The sequence below is a fragment of the Streptococcus sp. 2100 genome (assembly GCF_013276335.1).
In the GTDB taxonomy this organism is placed as follows: Bacteria; Bacillota; Bacilli; order Lactobacillales; family Streptococcaceae; genus Streptococcus; species Streptococcus pseudopneumoniae.
Genome location: NZ_VMKV01000060.1, coordinates 1 through 17,079, shown reverse-complemented (window position 1 = coordinate 17,079; position 17,079 = coordinate 1). Strand labels below are relative to the sequence as shown.

Annotated in this window: 13 protein-coding genes and 2 pseudogenes; all 15 read left to right on the top strand. The window is 41.4% G+C overall.

Translation table 11 applies throughout. From position 1 onward, the window contains the following. Nucleotides 1-422: 422 nt before the first annotated feature. Complete coding sequence (locus HT669_RS08545) at nt 423-977, top strand: PBECR4 domain-containing protein (RefSeq protein ID WP_306416194.1); 555 nt, start codon at nt 423-425, stop codon at nt 975-977. A 785-nt stretch (nt 978-1,762) separates the two neighbouring features. Then, nucleotides 1,763-5,761, top strand: a complete 3,999-nt coding sequence (locus HT669_RS11240; protein ID WP_240153506.1) for a DUF1542 domain-containing protein — start codon at nt 1,763-1,765, stop codon at nt 5,759-5,761. 314 nt (nt 5,762-6,075) lie between these two features. Continuing rightward, a complete protein-coding gene (locus HT669_RS08520) occupies nt 6,076-6,534 on the top strand; it encodes a DUF4231 domain-containing protein (RefSeq protein ID WP_100104869.1) in 459 nt (152 codons plus the stop codon). A gap of 12 nt (nt 6,535-6,546) precedes the next feature. Further along, nucleotides 6,547-7,155 carry a hypothetical protein gene (locus HT669_RS08515; protein ID WP_172922176.1) on the top strand — a complete coding sequence of 203 codons (609 nt, stop codon included), beginning with the start codon at nt 6,547-6,549 and terminating at the stop codon, nt 7,153-7,155. After that, a complete protein-coding gene (locus HT669_RS08510) occupies nt 7,148-7,558 on the top strand; it encodes a hypothetical protein (RefSeq protein WP_240147739.1) in 411 nt (136 codons plus the stop codon). The genes HT669_RS08515 and HT669_RS08510 overlap by 8 nt, the downstream gene beginning before the upstream one ends. 10 nt (nt 7,559-7,568) lie before the next feature. After that, nucleotides 7,569-8,984 (top strand): cholesterol-dependent cytolysin pneumolysin, encoded by a 1,416-nt coding sequence (gene ply, locus HT669_RS08505; protein ID WP_166735376.1) that lies wholly within the window; start codon nt 7,569-7,571, stop codon nt 8,982-8,984. A gap of 573 nt (nt 8,985-9,557) precedes the next feature. Further along, nucleotides 9,558-10,274, top strand: a complete 717-nt coding sequence (locus HT669_RS08500; protein ID WP_172922177.1) for a YebC/PmpR family DNA-binding transcriptional regulator — start codon at nt 9,558-9,560, stop codon at nt 10,272-10,274. 172 nt (nt 10,275-10,446) lie between these two features. After that, nucleotides 10,447-10,917, top strand: coding sequence for a MarR family winged helix-turn-helix transcriptional regulator (locus HT669_RS08495; RefSeq protein WP_000360544.1), 471 nt, complete (start codon nt 10,447-10,449; stop codon nt 10,915-10,917). Further along, nucleotides 10,892-12,660, top strand: a pseudogene (locus HT669_RS08490) (ABC transporter ATP-binding protein). Before HT669_RS08495 ends, HT669_RS08490 begins: the two are co-directional and overlap by 26 nt. Further along, nucleotides 12,650-14,410, top strand: coding sequence for an ABC transporter ATP-binding protein (locus tag HT669_RS08485; protein WP_172922178.1), 1,761 nt, complete (start codon nt 12,650-12,652; stop codon nt 14,408-14,410). The pseudogene HT669_RS08490 and the gene HT669_RS08485 overlap by 11 nt, the downstream one beginning before the upstream one ends. A 65-nt stretch (nt 14,411-14,475) precedes the next feature. Continuing rightward, the gene (locus tag HT669_RS08480; RefSeq protein ID WP_172922179.1) at nt 14,476-14,838 is read left to right on the top strand and encodes a DUF2200 family protein; all 363 of its coding nucleotides are present in this window, start codon (nt 14,476-14,478) and stop codon (nt 14,836-14,838) included. Beyond that, entirely contained in the window at nt 14,835-15,338 is a 504-nt protein-coding gene (locus HT669_RS08475) for a phosphatase PAP2 family protein (RefSeq protein ID WP_172922180.1), read from the top strand. The genes HT669_RS08480 and HT669_RS08475 overlap by 4 nt, the downstream gene beginning before the upstream one ends. Before the next feature lie 113 nt (nt 15,339-15,451). Beyond that, complete coding sequence (locus HT669_RS08470) at nt 15,452-15,898, top strand: LytTR family DNA-binding domain-containing protein (protein ID WP_119947723.1); 447 nt, start codon at nt 15,452-15,454, stop codon at nt 15,896-15,898. A gap of 4 nt (nt 15,899-15,902) precedes the next feature. After that, entirely contained in the window at nt 15,903-16,577 is a 675-nt protein-coding gene (locus HT669_RS08465) for a hypothetical protein (protein ID WP_172922181.1), read from the top strand. Nucleotides 16,578-16,800: 223 nt separating this feature from the next. Beyond that, a pseudogene (locus tag HT669_RS08460) lies at nt 16,801-17,016 on the top strand (N-acetylmuramoyl-L-alanine amidase family protein); the annotation flags it as partial. Nucleotides 17,017-17,079: the final 63 nt, after the last annotated feature.

Sequence of the window (17,079 nt, the reverse complement as noted above, 5' to 3'; positions counted from 1 at the left end):
CACAACTGTCAAAGTCCCGCGAGTAGTTTTTGGTTATTTTATCAAAAAACTTGTATTTTATCATACTGAATGATAAAATGTAATAAAAATGATAGAATAAAGGAAAGCTTTTCTAAAATGTGTATCTCCCCACAGGATTCGTTCTTGTGGGATTTTTTTCGTTAAAGAAAGCGATAAATATTGACTTTTTTAAAGAAAGATGTCATAATTAAGTTGGAAAAAACGTAAAAGTATCACTTTTCTCGTTATCCCGACTCCCAAAACGTCGTTAAACCGCTCGGCAATCCATGGAGACATGGACACATAGTAGTAAGCACGCTATGTGGCTTGGCAGAGCTAAAAACTGTTCCCTTGCGATAAGCCTAATAAGCACAACATAGGGAGTTAGAGAAGCCGACTCTAATCATCCACTTTGGGCAGTAGTGAGAACTGCCCCGTGCTTTTTTTATTTTGAGAAAATATGGAGTTTGTCGTTGAAATTACTTGATTGTATTTTAGATTATCAAGAGAAATTCGATGGAAAAACATGTCAAGTATCAACGAATTATAAGCATTTAGAGACTTTCGAAGTAGATTTTTGCTTGACTGATTTACATCACTTATTTGGCTTGCACAAAATCACACGAGATTATGCTAGTCAAACAATACCTGCTATTCAAGCTGGTGTTTTTATTTTGGAAGAATATAAAAATAATCCCATGTACAACGATGTTATAGAAAGGATATCTTTGTATAGTTTTATCGGTGATATCTTCTATTCTAAGATAACAAGTTGTTGTATCCTAGCCAAAGATTTATCTAAAAACACTATGAAGTTGGACGTCATATTTTTTGAAGATAGAAACAAAAGATCCGCAATTTTAGGTTTACGAAGAGATAAAAGTGGAGTGTTTAAACCGGTTACTCTACATTTTACAAGCGCTAAGAAATATGCTAAAGTTCGTAAAACAGATGTGAAAGAAATTAAATGGTTATAAAAAAACTTTTCGCAGGCTTCGGCTTGCGTTTTTTTGTTTGATAAAATTAAAAAAATGTGCAAAAATAAGTAGAATTGAAAACAGGAAAAAACACCTCCTTTCGATTCGCCAAGCCTCTTCGCAAGGCAATGAGGGGGCGGAGAGACGCGCTCGTCAACAGAAGTATCTCATTGGAAATGTTGCTCACTTTTTTAGTGAGCTTTTTATTTAAGGAATAGGAATGAAAAATAAGAAGTTAAAATTATACTCAATGAAAATCTCTTCAAACCACATCAGCGTCGCCTTGCAGTCTGTATTTTACTGACCAAGCTATGATGATGGACTTAAATAGGTGGTTTGGAGCGTCCTAGTGGCTAGGAAATGCTGATCATAGTCCTTTGATGAGGATAGGGTGTAACACTCGACTGTTGACCTAATTGATAGGAAGGGAATTACTATAAAATACTCAGGTTTCCATCATATTTCTTGAAACGATTGTGTAATTAAAATGTAACAATATTGTAATATTGGCACAAAAAGGTGTTGTACATATATAAATGTAGCATAACTGTTTCGCTATTTGTTAAAAAATAGGCTGTATTAAAAGGTTTTATATGTCTGTGCATATATATATATATATATATATATTGTCGCTTTTTTCTTGCCTTTCCTGACTCTATCTTGTCAGCGAGGAGGTTGACTTGTATGTCAGAAGTGTTACTATATGATTGATATATTATCGACTGTCGGCTTTTTGCGCGCTTTCTAAGCTCGGGGAAGCTCTCAGATGAGGAAAGGATTCACTTATGTTCAAGAAAAAGAATGATGGCAATGGAGAGAAAATTTTCCGTTATTCCATTCGTAAATACCATTTTGGGGCTGCTAGTGTTGCGGTTGCGGCATTGATGTTTTTCGCAAATGGGGTGCAAGCGCAGGCACCTGCAGTATCTTCGGCAACAGCCAGTGATGTAGTTGCTGGATCTGCTGGAAATTCAGATGGGGAACCACAGGAGTCAGATGGGGAAGAGCCAGAGAAGGTCTCTCAGACTGAACCGTCGGCTGAGCTCAAGTCTACAGGGGAGTCAAACTCTCCAGAGACTAAAATCGAGGACGCTAGTAAGGGGCAGGAAACAGCTGGCCTTGCTCCTACCAAACCAGAGACGAAACCAGCTGCTCAAGAAACTTCTCAAGGAGGAGCAGTAAAAGAGCAAGACCAGCCCACATCTGTCACTAAAACGACAGAAGCTAAATCACTCCAAGGCAATCTGCAAGCTTTGTTGGAAAAACTAACTCTTAGCTCCATGAAAGCGCTCCACGATGAAGTGGAATCGCGTCTAGCAGCAGCTAAGGCAGTTTTGGACGATCCAAAAGCGACGCAAGCGCAGGTTGATGAGCAAGTAAGACTGATGGAAGACCTAATTCGTCGTGTCAATCAAGCCTTGAAGCCATCGCTACCAAAATTGACAGACTTGGGTGAAGCAAGTTCGACAAATAATAAGCTTGTCGAACCAAACAGAACTGCAACTGAGCAAGCAACTGGTGGAAAACGTCGTAAAAGAGGTGGTTTGAGCCAAGCCACACCAGCTGTAGATCAGGCGAATCCAGAAACTGTAGGTAACTCAGAAAAAACTGAATCTAGTGAAAAGCCTAGTCGACAAGAACTTCCAACCTATAGCAATCAGGGTGATGGAGCCTATAAACTAAAAGATGAGTTGGAATTTATCTATAAACAACTTCGAAAAGAGGGGGCTGAAGAAAGTAAAATCCAAGCAGCAAAAGCAGCAGCTGATAAGTTTAATGAAGCCTTTTCTAAAGGTGATACCATCAGCCAAGAAGATTTTGCGGCTGCCCTAGTCGACCTGAAAAAATCCCGGGACCTGATCGAAGGAGTGCTGGAAGAAAAATATGGTGAGGAAACTACAGCTGGAGGAGTAACCCCGCAACCACGTGATGGTGGCTACTCTGACTTTCGTAGTGCTAACTATAGTGGAAGGTCTGCAAGGGTGGCAAGAGCTAGCGAAAACTACTCTCAGGACTTTCTAACAGCTAGAGAAAGTTACTTTGAGAGGACGGACATAAAGGGTCATTCTCCTTACGATAAATACACCTATGTATTCTTCTCAGACAGACGTCCGAGGGATAATTCTACTGCATTTGTTAAAGGTGGATATAAGTATCTAAACGTCACAGTAAAACCCACTAATAACGGTTTTAGATGGACAATTCAAATCAATAAAGATAATCATAGGACGCTTCCAGGTCACACAGAAGTGTGGTTCACTGTCCCAAGCGGGCAAACTGTTAAAACGAATACTGTAGGAATCAGTTATTATGACCGTGGCGGGGGAGGATATGCTCCGCCTCAAGATGGTCGAGATTTGGTAGAAAAATTAAAGAGAGCAAATATAGGGCTCGGAGATGTAACGAAAGGAACGATCTCAAATAGTGGTTTACCTAAGAAATTTGGACCTACGGTTTTTCCGCGTCGGAATTTAGAAGATTTAGCTAGAGGGCGCCGTTATAATGCTAATCCTTATGAAAGACAAGCTGAAAGTCGGGAGGCTCAAGCTATATCCAATGAAAAGCTAGAAAATATTAAAAGAGATGCTGCTGCATCGTTGTATTACTTCCAACTTCCTAACTCAGACCGTTCTTATATGCTAACCTTTGAAACTGAGGGAAATAATGATCTTGGTAAACTAGATTATGCAGCTGGATTTCGTGGGCAAGATGGTCACGAAGTTTTCCTTGTCAATCAGTGGCATAGTAGAACCACTACGGAGTTCAAAGAGGATGCTCTTAAACAGATAGAGCAAGCGCGTAGAGACAAAAATAATAGCATTACTGGTAATAGGAACTTGTCCGAAGTGGAGCAAAGAGGTGCCACTAGTAAAGTTGATATTTATGCAAGGCGAGCTACAAGTGGAATCAATCAAGCTCAGAATATCGGTGAAGTCGAGAATTCCCTACAACAAGGCTTGAGTGACATTCAGAATGTTAACCCAGTAGGGAAAGAGAACGCCCTCAAAGCCGTTGATGAAGCGAAGAAAGCGAAAGACCAAGCCATCACGACGAACCAGAGCTTGTCTGATGCAGAGAAGACCGAAGCGAAAGAAGCGGTTAAGACTGCGGCGGATCAAGCGAAGACTAAGATTAACAATGCAGGTGATCAGTCTACGGTAGACCAAGCTAAGTCAGAAGGTCTCCAAGGTATTCAGAATGTTAACCCAGTAGGGAAAGAGAACGCCCTCAAAGCCGTTGATGAAGCGAAGAAAGCGAAAGACCAAGCCATCACGACGAACCAGAGCTTGTCTGATGCAGAGAAGACCGAAGCGAAAGAAGCGGTTAAGACTGCGGCGGATCAAGCGAAGACTAAGATTAACAATGCAGGTGATCAGTCTACGGTAGACCAAGCTAAGTCAGAATGTCTCCAAGGCATTCAGAATGTTAACCCAGTAGGGAAAGAGAACGCCCTCAAAGCCGTTGATGAAGCGAAGAAAGCGAAAGACCAAGCCATCACGACGAACCAGAGCTTGTCTGATGCAGAGAAGACCGAAGCGAAAGAAGCGGTTAAGACTGCGGCGGATCAAGCGAAGACTAAGATTAACAATGCAGGTGATCAGTCTACGGTAGACCAAGCTAAGTCAGAAGGTCTCCAAGGCATTCAGAATGTTAACCCAGTAGGGAAAGAGAACGCCCTCAAAGCCGTTGATGAAGCGAAGAAAGCGAAAGACCAAGCCATCACGACGAACCAGAGCTTGTCTGATGCAGAGAAGACCGAAGCGAAAGAAGCGGTTAAGACTGCGGCGGATCAAGCGAAGACTAAGATTAACAATGCAGGTGATCAGTCTACGGTAGACCAAGCTAAGAACGATGGCTTAAGCGCCCTCGATAAAATTCTTGAAGATCTTTCTACTCGTATTAACCAAGGAAACTCATCCACACCAGGTAATGGTGCTAACCAAGCAGGTTCAGATAGTAGAGGGGATACGGCTAGCCAAGGAGATAGACCAGCTCCATCTGATGATGGCGGTCAAGGCGATGCAAATAACCAAGATCAGCCTACTACTCCAAGTATTCCAGCTCATTCAGGAGATTCGACGGATCAAGCTACTGCTCCATCTGCTCAAGATAGGGAAACAGGAAATGCGACAGCACCAGAGTCTCCACAAGGGCTATCTGGAAGTTCTGTGACGGCGCCAGCTCGTAGCCGAAGAAGTGTATCCTTTGCTGGAGGCACTCAATCGAGTCAAGAGAAACAGGTTGATAAATCCGTCTTAAGAGATTTGATTCAAGACTTGGAAACTCGTTTGAAAGACTTGGATGGTATTGATCAATCTGTCATCGACGCTGCGAAGGTCATTCTCGGAGAGGGTCAAGCAGCCCTTAGAAATGCTGACTTGACAGAGGCAGGCTTGAGAGAGGTTACTGCTAAGGTCAAAGAAGCACTCGAATCCTTGAAAGGCAAGCAAGCGACTAAGGATGAAGAAGAAACGAAAGAAACAAGCAAAGAGCAAGGTCATCTTCCATATGGTACGATGATTGGCAGCCTGCTCGCCCTTCTTGGTCTCCTTCTCTTCCTCATCGCTCGTCGTAAGAAAGAGTCAGAGCTTAAGAAATTGACCAAGGAATTGACTAAGGTTCTGCAAGAAAGCGACCTTACAAATGTAGATGCCAAAGTTCTCGACCAAGCACGAGAAGCACTCACTCAAGCGGTTGCCTTCCTAGCCAATGAGAAAGAGTCTGACCACACAGAAGATGAGTTGATTGAGAAACTCAAAGCTATTCTTGCTCAGTTAAGATAAGCAATGCTTAGATGAGTCGGAAACTAGCTAGAATAGTGATTGAAAGAATGTTGGAAAAACTCAATTTGAGGTGAACATTCAGAAAATTTTTCTCTGATAAAACGCATAATATCAAGCTTTTTAAGGCAAGGTATTATGCGCTTTTATCATTTTGAAACTTTTTGTGCTATCCTCTTTGTGATATTTTTCCCTTATTTCATAAACATTTCATATTTGGATTTTATAATAAGATATAGCTTTCCAGTTTTTACTATACTTTGATATTCAAATATGTTATACTATGATTATCAAAGTAAATGAAAGGGATTACGAATATGACGCCAGAAGAAATGTACCTGACAGAGCGATTAGACGTACAGATAGCTCATTTTTTAAAGAAAAGCGTTCAACATCGTAGACGCTATAAGGTATTAAAAATAACAGAAATCGTGGCAGGTTTCCTCATAGCTGTTTTTTGTGCTATTCCTATGCCAGGTGATCGCTACCGTTTGATTTCGGTTGCCTTGTCCAGTCTCGGTTTGCTGTGTGAGGGGATCCTCAATTTGTATAATGCCAAGGAACACTGGATTTCTTACCAAAAGACTGCGCAACTCCTGGAGAGAGAAAAATTCCTCTATCAATGTCAAACGGAGAAATATGCAGGAAAAACCAAGGCTTTTGCTCTATTTGTCAAGACATGCGAAGGTATTATCTCAGAGGAAATCAACCAGTGGGAAAGTATCCAGTCAAAAGAAGTGGCAGCTAGTGCAGATGCTCCAGAGAAAAAAGAGTAGGAGGTGGAGGAAATGTATCAATCCAGCTACCTATTGCCCTTGCTCTGGTTAAAAAAAGAAGCCGATAAGGAAAAGATGAGCGCGACTCAGTGCCAGATATTTTTCTTTTACTATCAACTGTTTGAACTCTTATTTGCTAGAGAAAGCGACTTGAGAGACTTATGTCTGGGAAGGCAAGGTTTTTATTTCTCACAGTTAGAGAAAGATTTGCTTTCTGGAGTTTCCCACTTTCTAAAAAACTTGGAGGGAAAAGGGACTCTCAAGGCTAACCAAGAAGTATCAGCTCGCAAAGCCCTTTTTCTAGCCTTGACAACTAGCCAGTCAGATTGGCAAGAGTTAGCTCCTGTTTTTGATTTTTATCAGGCTGTCGGGAGACTTGAACATCCTTCTCTCTTGAGTTCTCAGGACAGACAAGATCTGATGTGGATTTACCAGTCAGCTTTGGAGAAGGATTATAGTGTCAAGGTAATTGGCGACAAGCATTTTGTATTGAAGAGACAAGATGCTACTAAATTGACAGGGCGCCAAACTCAAACTTTGGAAATTCTGAGCCAATCAGAAGACTTGGTCAATCCTGTCTATGTTACATTAGGAGAAAAGGGGGTGCTCTTGCTTGATTAAGAGAGGAGATGTTGTAGCTCTTTATTTGCCTTTTCCAAGTATTAGTAGCGATTTGGCTGTGAAGAATCATATGTATATCTGTATTGACAACAGCACGACTAAAAACAAAGAGTTGGTTAAAAATCAGACCTTCAAACCAGCTCTCTTGACCAGACGTTTGGTCAAGAACTTTATGATAGAAGAGCCGGATCTAGCTCGTAATCCTTTTACAAGACCAACCTTGATTGACTTAGATAAGGTATTTATGTTGGATAATACGGTCATTCCGACTTCTTATCTAGCCAGACGGCGACGCAATGTCTCAGAAGAATTATACGAGGAAATTTTGGAGCACTTAGTCCAACCACGGCTGATTTCGCTGAACAAGTCTGAGTTTATGCAACTCAATCCAGGAACTTATTAGGAGGTAGAAGATGACAAATAAAGCAGTAAATGACTTTATACTAGCTATGGATTATGATAAAAAGAAACTCTTGACCCATCAGGGAGAGAGTATTGAAAATCGTTTCATTAAAGAGGGGAATCAGCTACCCGATGAGTTTGTTGTTATCGAAAGAAAGAAGCGGAGCCTGTCGACAAATACAAGTGATATTTCTGTAACAGCTACCAACGACAGTCGCCTCTATCCTGGAGCGCTTCTCGTAGTGGATGAGACCTTGTTAGAGAATAATCCCACTCTTCTTGCGGTCGATCGTGCCCCAATGACTTATAGTATTGATTTGCCTGGTTTGGCAAGTAGTGATAGCTTTCTCCAAGTAGAAGATCCCAGCAATTCAAGTGTTCGCGGAGCGGTAAACGATTTGTTGGCCAAGTGGCATCAAGATTATGGTCAGGTCAATAATGTCCCAGCTAGAATGCAGTATGAAAAAATCACGGCTCACAGCATGGAACAACTCAAGGTCAAGTTTGGTTCTGACTTTGAAAAGACAGGGAATTCTCTTGATATTGATTTTAACTCTGTCCATTCGGGCGAAAAGCAGATTCAGATTGTCAATTTTAAGCAGATTTATTATACAGTCAGCGTAGATGCTGTTAAAAATCCAGGAGATGTATTTCAAGATACTGTAACGGTAGAGGATTTGAGGCAGAGAGGAATTTCTGCAGAGCGTCCTTTGGTCTATATTTCGAGTGTTGCTTACGGGCGTCAGGTCTATCTCAAGTTGGAAACTACGAGTAAGAGTGATGAAGTCGAGGCTGCTTTTGAAGCTTTGATAAAAGGAGTCAAGGTAGCTCCTCAGACAGAGTGGAAGCAGATTTTGGACAATACAGAAGTGAAGGCAGTTATTTTAGGAGGCGACCCAAGTTCGGGTGCCCGAGTTGTAACAGGCAAGGTGGATATGGTAGAGGACTTGATTCAAGAAGGCAGTCGCTTTACAGCAGATCATCCAGGCTTGCCGATTTCCTATACAACTTCTTTTTTACGGGACAATGTAGTTGCGACCTTTCAAAACAGTACAGACTATGTTGAGACTAAGGTGACAGCTTACAGAAACGGAGATTTACTGCTGGATCATAGTGGTGCCTATGTTGCCCAATATTACATTACTTGGGATGAATTATCCTATGATTATCAAGGTAAAGAAGTTTTGACTCCTAAGGCTTGGGACAGAAATGGCCAGGATTTGACGGCTCATTTTACCACTAGTATTCCTTTAAAAGGGAATGTTCGCAATCTCTCTATCAAAATTAGGGAGTGTACAGGACTTGCCTGGGAATGGTGGCGTACGGTTTATGAAAAAACTGATTTGCCGCTAGTGCGTAAGCGGACGATTTCTATTTGGGGAACGACTCTTTATCCTCAGGTAGAAGATAAGGTAGAAAATGATTAGGCTCGTGATTTTAAAATGAGTCTATCAAACAGTGGCTGTAAGAAAAAGTAAAAAGGGTAGTGAAACTCCTTGCTATACAGGGAATTAGCTACCTTTTGCTTGTTTTAGAAGTGCCGTTGTACTAGTCTAACTTCAGTATTATGTAAAATCAAAAAGAACATAAATTTCTGTTTCAGGAACATATAAATTATGGTTTTGTTTAGAAACTCTTCTATTGATTTCTTAGAATACAATAGCACCTATAAGAACTGTTGAATTTCAAAGTATTTACTTGAACTATGATACGTCTGGAGTAGACTGTCAACAAAAGGTGCAGTATAATGGTTTTTGTCGCTTATATCTACAACCTCAAAACAGTAGCTTGAGCGGACTTTGTCAAACTTGGCTGAAACTTTCTATTTGCAGATATGGTCTAGTTTGTTTTTTGAATGTTGATAAGGATAGAAAGGCAATCTTGGTAACCAAAGTGCAATCCTAGCTGTATTTGCTAATAAAATCCATTTCCTCTAGTGAAAATCGAAAAAACTTGTGTTATAATAAGAAAGATTAAAATGTGAAAAAAGGAGATTCTTAATGGGACGTAAATGGGCCAATATCGTAGCCAAGAAAACGGCTAAAGATGGAGCTAACTCTAAAGTATATGCAAAATTTGGTGTAGAAATCTATGTAGCAGCTAAAAAAGGTGATCCAGATCCAGAATCAAACTCAGCTTTGAAATTCGTTATCGACCGTGCTAAACAAGCCCAAGTGCCAAAACACGTTATTGATAAAGCGATTGATAAAGCAAAAGGAAACACAGACGAAACCTTTACAGAAGGACGTTACGAAGGTTTTGGACCAAATGGTTCTATGTTGATCGTGGATACTTTGACTTCAAATGTCAACCGTACAGCGGCTAATGTCCGTGCAGCTTTTGGTAAAAACGGAGGAAACATGGGCGCTTCAGGTTCGGTTTCATACCTCTTTGACAACAAGGGAGTTATCGTATTTGCAGGTGAAGATGCCGATGCAGTCTTTGAGCAATTGCTTGAAGCAGATGTGGATGTGGATGATGTAGAAGCACAAGAAGGTACAATCACAGTTTACACAGCTCCAACTGACCTTCACAAGGCTATCGTTGCCCTTCGTGAGTCAGGTATCGAAGAATTCCAAGTGACTGAATTGGAAATGATTCCTCAGTCAGAAGTGGAATTGTCAGGCGATGACCTTGAAACCTTTGAAAAACTTTACAGCGTTCTTGAAGACGACGAAGACGTACAAAAAATCTACACAAACGTAGACGGGTTCTAAATTAACCTAGCAAACATGATCCTAAGTGAAAAAATCACTTGGGATTTTTTAAATCAAAAAAATAGTTCTCTAGGAAACTTTTTCTTGACATCTTTTCTGAAAATGATAAAATAGTTCTCATGGAAACTTAATTGTTCTCCAGAGAACTATTTTTATTTAGAAGGAGGAGATTATGGACAAACCGATGTTAGTCTTTAAGCGTTTTGGTCATCAGATTCACCTCATGGTGCAAAAGGAAGCCAAACGTTGTGGTATTGAATTTATGGGTGGGCCTCAAGGTCAGGTTGTACGTTTTTTGGATAATCGCGAGAAAAACCAAGACTTGGTCTTGATTAAAGATATCGAGCAGGAACTCAATATTACCAAGTCTGTTGCTAGTAATTTGGTCAAGCGTATGGTGCAAAATGGTTTGGTGGAATTGGAGGAGAATCCCAGCGATAAGCGGGCTAAATTTGTTCGTCTGACGAACAAAGCACGTTCTCAGATGCAAGAGGTTAAGGCTTTTTTTGAACGAATAGACAAGCAGTTGATGGAAGACATTGATGAAGATGAATTACTGATTTTTGAGAAAGTTCTCGGTCAACTACAGGCAAATATCAAGGGAATAGGAGGAGAGAATGAAGAAATTAGCCAAACGAATTAGTAGAAAAGAATGGGGGATGATTTTACTAGCCATTCTCTTTACTTGCTTTTCGGTCTATCTGGAGTTGGAAGTGCCGACCTATATCTCGAAAATTACGGATTTGCTAGGTAGTCAAGGAACTAATTTAGATGAGTTGTGGCAGCCGGCGAGTATGATGGTGGGAATGTCCTTTCTTGCCTTCTTGTCCGTAGTTGCAGTTGGATTTTTTGCATCCCGAGTGGCGGCTTCTTATACTAGTAGGCTGAGAAGTGATATTTTAACCGAGTTTTGGATTACTCGCAGACAGAGATTAAGAAATTCTCTATTCCCAGTCTTTTAACTCGTACCACCAATGATATTACTCAGGTTCAGATGTTGATTACTATGGGCTTGCAAGTGGTTACGCGTGGTCCAATTATGGCTATTTGGGCTATCGGGAAGATTTTAGGTCATTCAGAATACTGGCTCTGGGCCGTACTTGTGGCAGTGATTGTCAACGTTTTAATGACGACAGTTTTGATGACGCTAGCCTTTCCAAAACAGTCCTTGATTCAAAGTCTGACAGATAAACTGAACAGTATCACTCGTGAAAGTTTAACAGGTATTCGCGTCGTTCGTGCCTACAATGCTGAAAAGTACCAAAATGAAAAATTTGCAGCAGCAAATGATGAATTGACACGCTTGAATTTGTTTGTCAACCGTCTTATGGCCATTTTAAATCCCATCATGATGGGGATTTCAAGTGGTTTGAGTGTGGCGATTTACTGGATTGGGGCCTATGTAATCAACGATGCTGCTGCGACAGCGCGTCTGCCTCTCTTTAGTGACATGGTTGTTTTCATGTCTTATGCCATGCAGGTTGTCATGGGCTTCCTTCTCATGGGGGCGCTCTTCATCGTTCTTCCCCGAACCATGGTCTCTGCTAAGCGGATTAATCAGGTTCTAGATTTGCATTCTTCTATCCAAAATCCTGCTCAAGTGCGGATGGCTGATGAAAAGCTCAAAGGTCAGGTCGAATTTAAGGATGTGACCTTCCGCTATGCGGCAAATTCGGAGGCAGTTATCGAGCATGTTAGCTTTAGAGCAGACGCTGGTCAAACAGTGGCCTTTATTGGGTCAACGGGTTCAGGTAAATCAACTCTGGTCAATCTGATTCCACGTTTCTACGATGTGTCAGAAGGAGAGATTCTGGTGGACGGTGTCAATGTTCAAGACTATGCCTTAGAAGATTTGCGCAACAAGGTTGGTTATATTCCTCAGAAAGCGGTTCTCTTTTCAGGTGATGTCAAGGGCAATCTAGACTTTGGACGGAGTCAAGAAACACCACTTAGTGAGCAGGCTATGTGGCAGGCTTTGGAGTTGGCTCAGTCTAAGAACTTTATCGAAGACAAGGAAACGGGCTTAGCGTCAGAAGTGGCCCAAGGAGGAACCAACTTCTCAGGTGGTCAAAGACAGCGTCTAGCAATTGCGCGTGCCTTAGCTCGGAAGCCAGAAATCCTCATCTTTGATGACTCCTTCTCAGCCTTGGACTACAAGACAGACAGTGTCCTACGCCAAGAGCTAGCAGAGAAAACCAAGTCTATGACCAAGCTTATCGTCGCACAGCGTATTTCAACGATTATGGATGCTGATTTGATTTTGGTCTTGGATCAAGGAAAAGTCGTGGGACAAGGCACCCACAAGGAACTTCTAGCTAATAACGAAGTTTACCAAGAAATTGCCTATTCACAACTATCGAAGGAGGAATTGGAACATGGAAAATAAGAAAATGTCTCTCTGGAAACAGAGTAAACCCTATCTTGCAGGCCTCCAGTTTGCCCTTCTAATCGCCTTTCTAGCAACAATCTTATCCAATATCATTACTGTATATGGTCCAACCCGCATCAAGGAAATGACCAATATCATTGCAAGTGGTCTAGAAACAAGTGTGGATGTCGCGATGGTTGCAGCTATTGGTGGTTTTTTGACCGTCATTTATGTGATTGGACTCCTATCAAATTATTTACAGGCCTTTCTGTTTACAACAGCCATTCAACGTTTTTCAGAGCGTTTGAGATCAGCCATTGCAGAGAAAATCAATAGCCTTCCATTGGGATATTTTGATGGACATTCTCAAGGAGATACCTTGTCTCGTGTAACCAATGATGTTGACACTGCAGCCCAGTCCCTTAATCAAAGTCTGGGAACAGTTCTTTCATCCACTTTACTGGTCTTAGCAGTCTTGGTAACCATGTTTGGGATGAACTGGATTTTGGCCTTGGTGACGGTTGTGTCAACTCTTGTTGGCTTTGCTTTCGTGTCTGTCTTTATGGGCAAATCCCAGGGCTTCTTTAAGAGTCAGCAACAAGATTTGGCAGCTGTCAATGGCTATGTGGAGGAAATGTACTCTGGCCATAATGTGGTGACCAGTTACAATGCCATCGAGAGTACGAAAAAAGAGTTTGCGAAATTAAACCATCGTCTGTATGACAGTATCTGGAAGTCTCAGTTTATTTCAGGGATTATGATGCCGATTATGATGTTTATTGGGAACTTTAGCTATGCCTTGGTGATTATCGTTGGTGCAGCCTTGGCTTTAAATGGACACATCAGTATTGGGATTATCGTTGCCTTTATGGCCTACGTGCGTATCTTTTCTCAGCCTCTTTCACAAATCGCTCAAGGGATTACCAGTCTTCAGCAGGCTAGTGCGGCCATGGGACGTGTCTTCGAATTCTTGGGTGAAGAGGAAATGGAAGATGAATTCCATAAAGCAAGACAATTGAGCGACATGAAAGGTCAAGTGGTCTTTGATCGAGTTTCTTTTGGATACACACCAGAACGAACCATTATTCATGACTTTTCTGCGACCGCTCATGCAGGTCAAAAGGTTGCCATTGTTGGACCGACTGGAGCTGGGAAGACAACCATTGTCAATCTTTTGATGAAGTTCTATGAGATTGATAAGGGAAGTATCCGCATCGATGGCGTGGATACCAAGGAGATGAAGCGTTCGGAAGTACATGATGCCTTTTCAATGGTCTTGCAAGACACCTGGCTCTTTGAAGGCACTATCCGAGATAATCTCATCTATAACCAAAAGGGGATTAGTGATGAGCGCGTGATTGAAGCCAGCAAGGCTGTGGGGATTCACCACTTTATCATGACCCTGCCAGATGGTTACGATACAGTCTTGGACGACACAGTGACCTTGTCTGTCGGACAAAAACAACTCTTAACTATTGCTCGTGCTTTGCTGAAAGATGCGCCACTCCTAATCCTAGATGAGGCGACTTCTTCTGTTGATACCCGTACAGAGGAATTGATCCAGAAAGCTATGGATCGTTTGATGGAAGGCAGAACTTCCTTTGTCATCGCCCACCGCTTGTCTACTATCCGAAATGCTGATCTTATTCTGGTTATGAAGGATGGCAATATCATCGAGCAAGGCAATCATGATGAGCTGATGGCGCAAGCTGGTTTCTACGCTGACCTCTACAACAGTCAATTTACAGAAGACAAAGCAGAAGAATAAATCGAAAGAAGGCTTGACGGCCTTCTTTTTCTTATTTATACTAGTATACATAGAAAGAGAGAAGTATGAGTCAGAAATTATACAATATGAAATTTGTTGCGGTCTATCTAGCCTTGCTTGCCAAGGTCGAGCGAAAGGGGGGAAGGGCAGAATCCGTTCACCAAGTGACCAGTTGGCTGACAGGTTATGAAGTGAGTGACATCCTCACTTGTCTGAATAAAGATCTTACTGATGGAGATTTTTTTCGACAGGCGCCGTCTTATGCTCCTGAACGGATAGCGATTACAGGAAAGATTTGTGGGGTTAGTATTGAGGAAATTGATGATCCTTTGTTGCAAGAAATACGTCGCTTGGACAAATTAGTAGATTGGCTTGCCAAGGGGAAAACATCTCAACAAGTTCTAGAAAAATATGAGAAATCGATATGAAAAATTATCAAGAATGGTATGACCATATTGCTGGTAAGATTGAAAACAATCCTTTCTTTCTGAGATTGTTAAGAACTTTCAATCGGTTCATGACAGTAGTTATGCCTATGATTTATCTAACCTTGTTAGCCACTACCTATCTCCAACAAGGACTTGGGAAACAGGTCTTGATCTATGTGTTTGTCCCTGCGTCAGGTTTTGTAATTTTGTCTCTTTTCCGTAAGAAAATCAATGCCCCTAGACCTTATGAGGAATGGGATATTAAACCCTTGCTTGACAGAGATAGTCCTGGTCAGTCTATGCCCAGTCGTCATGTCTTTTCAGCCACCATTATCTCCATGGCTTGCTTACATGCTAGTTTATCTGTAGGGATTATCTTGTTGGTCTTGTCAGCCCTCCTCGGTCTAGTGAGAGTCATAGGTGGAGTGCATTTCCCCAAGGATGTAGTGGTTGGCTATATTTGTGCTCTTGTGTGGGGTGTGCTTTTCTTTCTATTTTGACCTGTAAGTTAAGGTGGTCCAACAACCACTTACGAGTCTAAAGTAACCACTTGCTTTTTTGCTCTTGTTTTCTTATTTTAGCTTTGATATAGTAGAGTCAGAAAGGAGATGGAATGAAGTTACGAATCGAAATTGACAGCAATTTAGAGGAAACTGAAATTGTCATCAAGGCAGCGACTTTGACAGATGAGATTGCGGATTTGCAGCGTCTCTTGCAAGAATCCAAGTCTCCTAGGTTGATTTTTTACAAGGGGACGGGTGAATATTATCTGGACTTATTGGAAATTCTCTTCTTTGAGACGGAAGGTAGCAAGATTTACGCCCATACCCAGAAAGATGCCTACGAGGTTCGGCTTAAACTCTATGAGTTGGAGTCTATCCTGCCCCGTTATTTCAGTCGAGTATCCAAGTCGACCATTGCTAATATCCGGCAAATCTATTCGGTGGATAAGTCCTTTTCAGGAACGGGCACCATTTCCTTTTATCAGACCCACAAGGAGGTTCATGTGTCACGGCATTACCAATCCCTCCTAAAAGAAAATCTAAGAAACATGAGGTAAGAACATGAAAAAGAAAGTATTTGGTATTGTGTTGCTAGTATTGGCAGCCTTAGTATTATTACAGGGGAATTTTGGAATCCCTTCTCTTGGAGGGCACATTTGGCCCTTGCTTGGTATTGCATTTTTTGCCTATCAATCAGTTGAAGCTTTGCTTCGTCGTCATCTGACATCAGCAGTTTTTACAACTTTTGTAGCTCTCATGATTGCTAATCATTTTTATGACATCTTACCTATTCCAAATCAGTCATTGTTCTGGGCTAGTATTTTAATTGTAATGGGTGTCAGCGCACTCACTCATTCTAACAGAACTTGGAATGGAAAAAAATGGTGGTATGATGGTGAAAAAAACATTCTTACAGATAAGGAAGTTGCTTTTGGGACTGGGACTTTCTACAAGCAAGACCAAGAATTAGTAGAGGATCAAGTAGAAGTTGGTTTTGGCAATGCCAAGATATATTATGACAATGCAGAGATGTTAGGTGATTTTGCTACTCTGGATATCGAAGTTGGTTTTGGCAATGCAGTTATCTATGTTCCCCAACATTGGAGAGTTGATTTGAAGGTGGAAACTTTCTGTGGTGTAGCCAAGGCAGATGCCCCTCTAGCCCCAACCAGTAAAACCTTGATTATCCGTGGAGATGTGGCTTTTGGGAAGTTGGGAATTGTCTACGTTAAATAAAAAATCTTCACTTCAACCATCAAAATAGGCGTACTAAGAGTAGGAAATTGATGCCTTGCTCTGATTTCAGTTCTATGGTTGTTAGACTTTAAAAAATGAAATGTTGCCTTTAAAAGTTGTATATTTTTCGATATTTTGGCTCTTACGTTTGATGTATCTATGTCCTACAGCGTGGATGATGTAGTATCAAATGCTTTAAAAAAATGAATGATATTGGACAGTTTTTTTGGCCTCTAATTGCTCAGGAGCTATGAAAGCAAGCACTTGGGTTTATGACAAGGGAGAATGGTATTATGTAAGTTCTTCTGGTGCCATGATTGCGAATGATTGGGTCAAAGACAATGGCAAGTGGTGTTATCTGGCTTCATCAGGTAAGATGCTTCGCAATACCCACACGCCTGATGGTTACTACGTTGGCAACTCAGGTGCCTGGCAATAAGAATAATACTCTTCGAAAATCTCTTCAAACTACGTCAGCTTTATCCACAACCTCAAAGCAGTG

Excerpts from the sequence above, each read along its gene's own strand:
- HT669_RS11240 (WP_240153506.1), top strand. The coding sequence starts at position 1,763 with ATGTTCAAGAAAAAGAATGATGGCAATGGAGAGAAAATTTTCCGTTAT.
- HT669_RS08515 (WP_172922176.1), top strand. The coding sequence starts at position 6,547 with ATGTATCAATCCAGCTACCTATTGCCCTTGCTCTGGTTAAAAAAAGAA.
- HT669_RS08495 (WP_000360544.1), top strand. The coding sequence starts at position 10,447 with ATGGACAAACCGATGTTAGTCTTTAAGCGTTTTGGTCATCAGATTCAC.
- HT669_RS08470 (WP_119947723.1), top strand. The coding sequence starts at position 15,452 with ATGAAGTTACGAATCGAAATTGACAGCAATTTAGAGGAAACTGAAATT.
- ply (WP_166735376.1), top strand. The coding sequence starts at position 7,569 with ATGACAAATAAAGCAGTAAATGACTTTATACTAGCTATGGATTATGAT.
- HT669_RS08465 (WP_172922181.1), top strand. The coding sequence starts at position 15,903 with ATGAAAAAGAAAGTATTTGGTATTGTGTTGCTAGTATTGGCAGCCTTA.
- HT669_RS08480 (WP_172922179.1), top strand. The coding sequence starts at position 14,476 with ATGAGTCAGAAATTATACAATATGAAATTTGTTGCGGTCTATCTAGCC.
- HT669_RS08485 (WP_172922178.1), top strand. The coding sequence starts at position 12,650 with ATGGAAAATAAGAAAATGTCTCTCTGGAAACAGAGTAAACCCTATCTT.
- HT669_RS08475 (WP_172922180.1), top strand. The coding sequence starts at position 14,835 with ATGAAAAATTATCAAGAATGGTATGACCATATTGCTGGTAAGATTGAA.
- HT669_RS08500 (WP_172922177.1), top strand. The coding sequence starts at position 9,558 with ATGGGACGTAAATGGGCCAATATCGTAGCCAAGAAAACGGCTAAAGAT.
- HT669_RS08520 (WP_100104869.1), top strand. The coding sequence starts at position 6,076 with ATGACGCCAGAAGAAATGTACCTGACAGAGCGATTAGACGTACAGATA.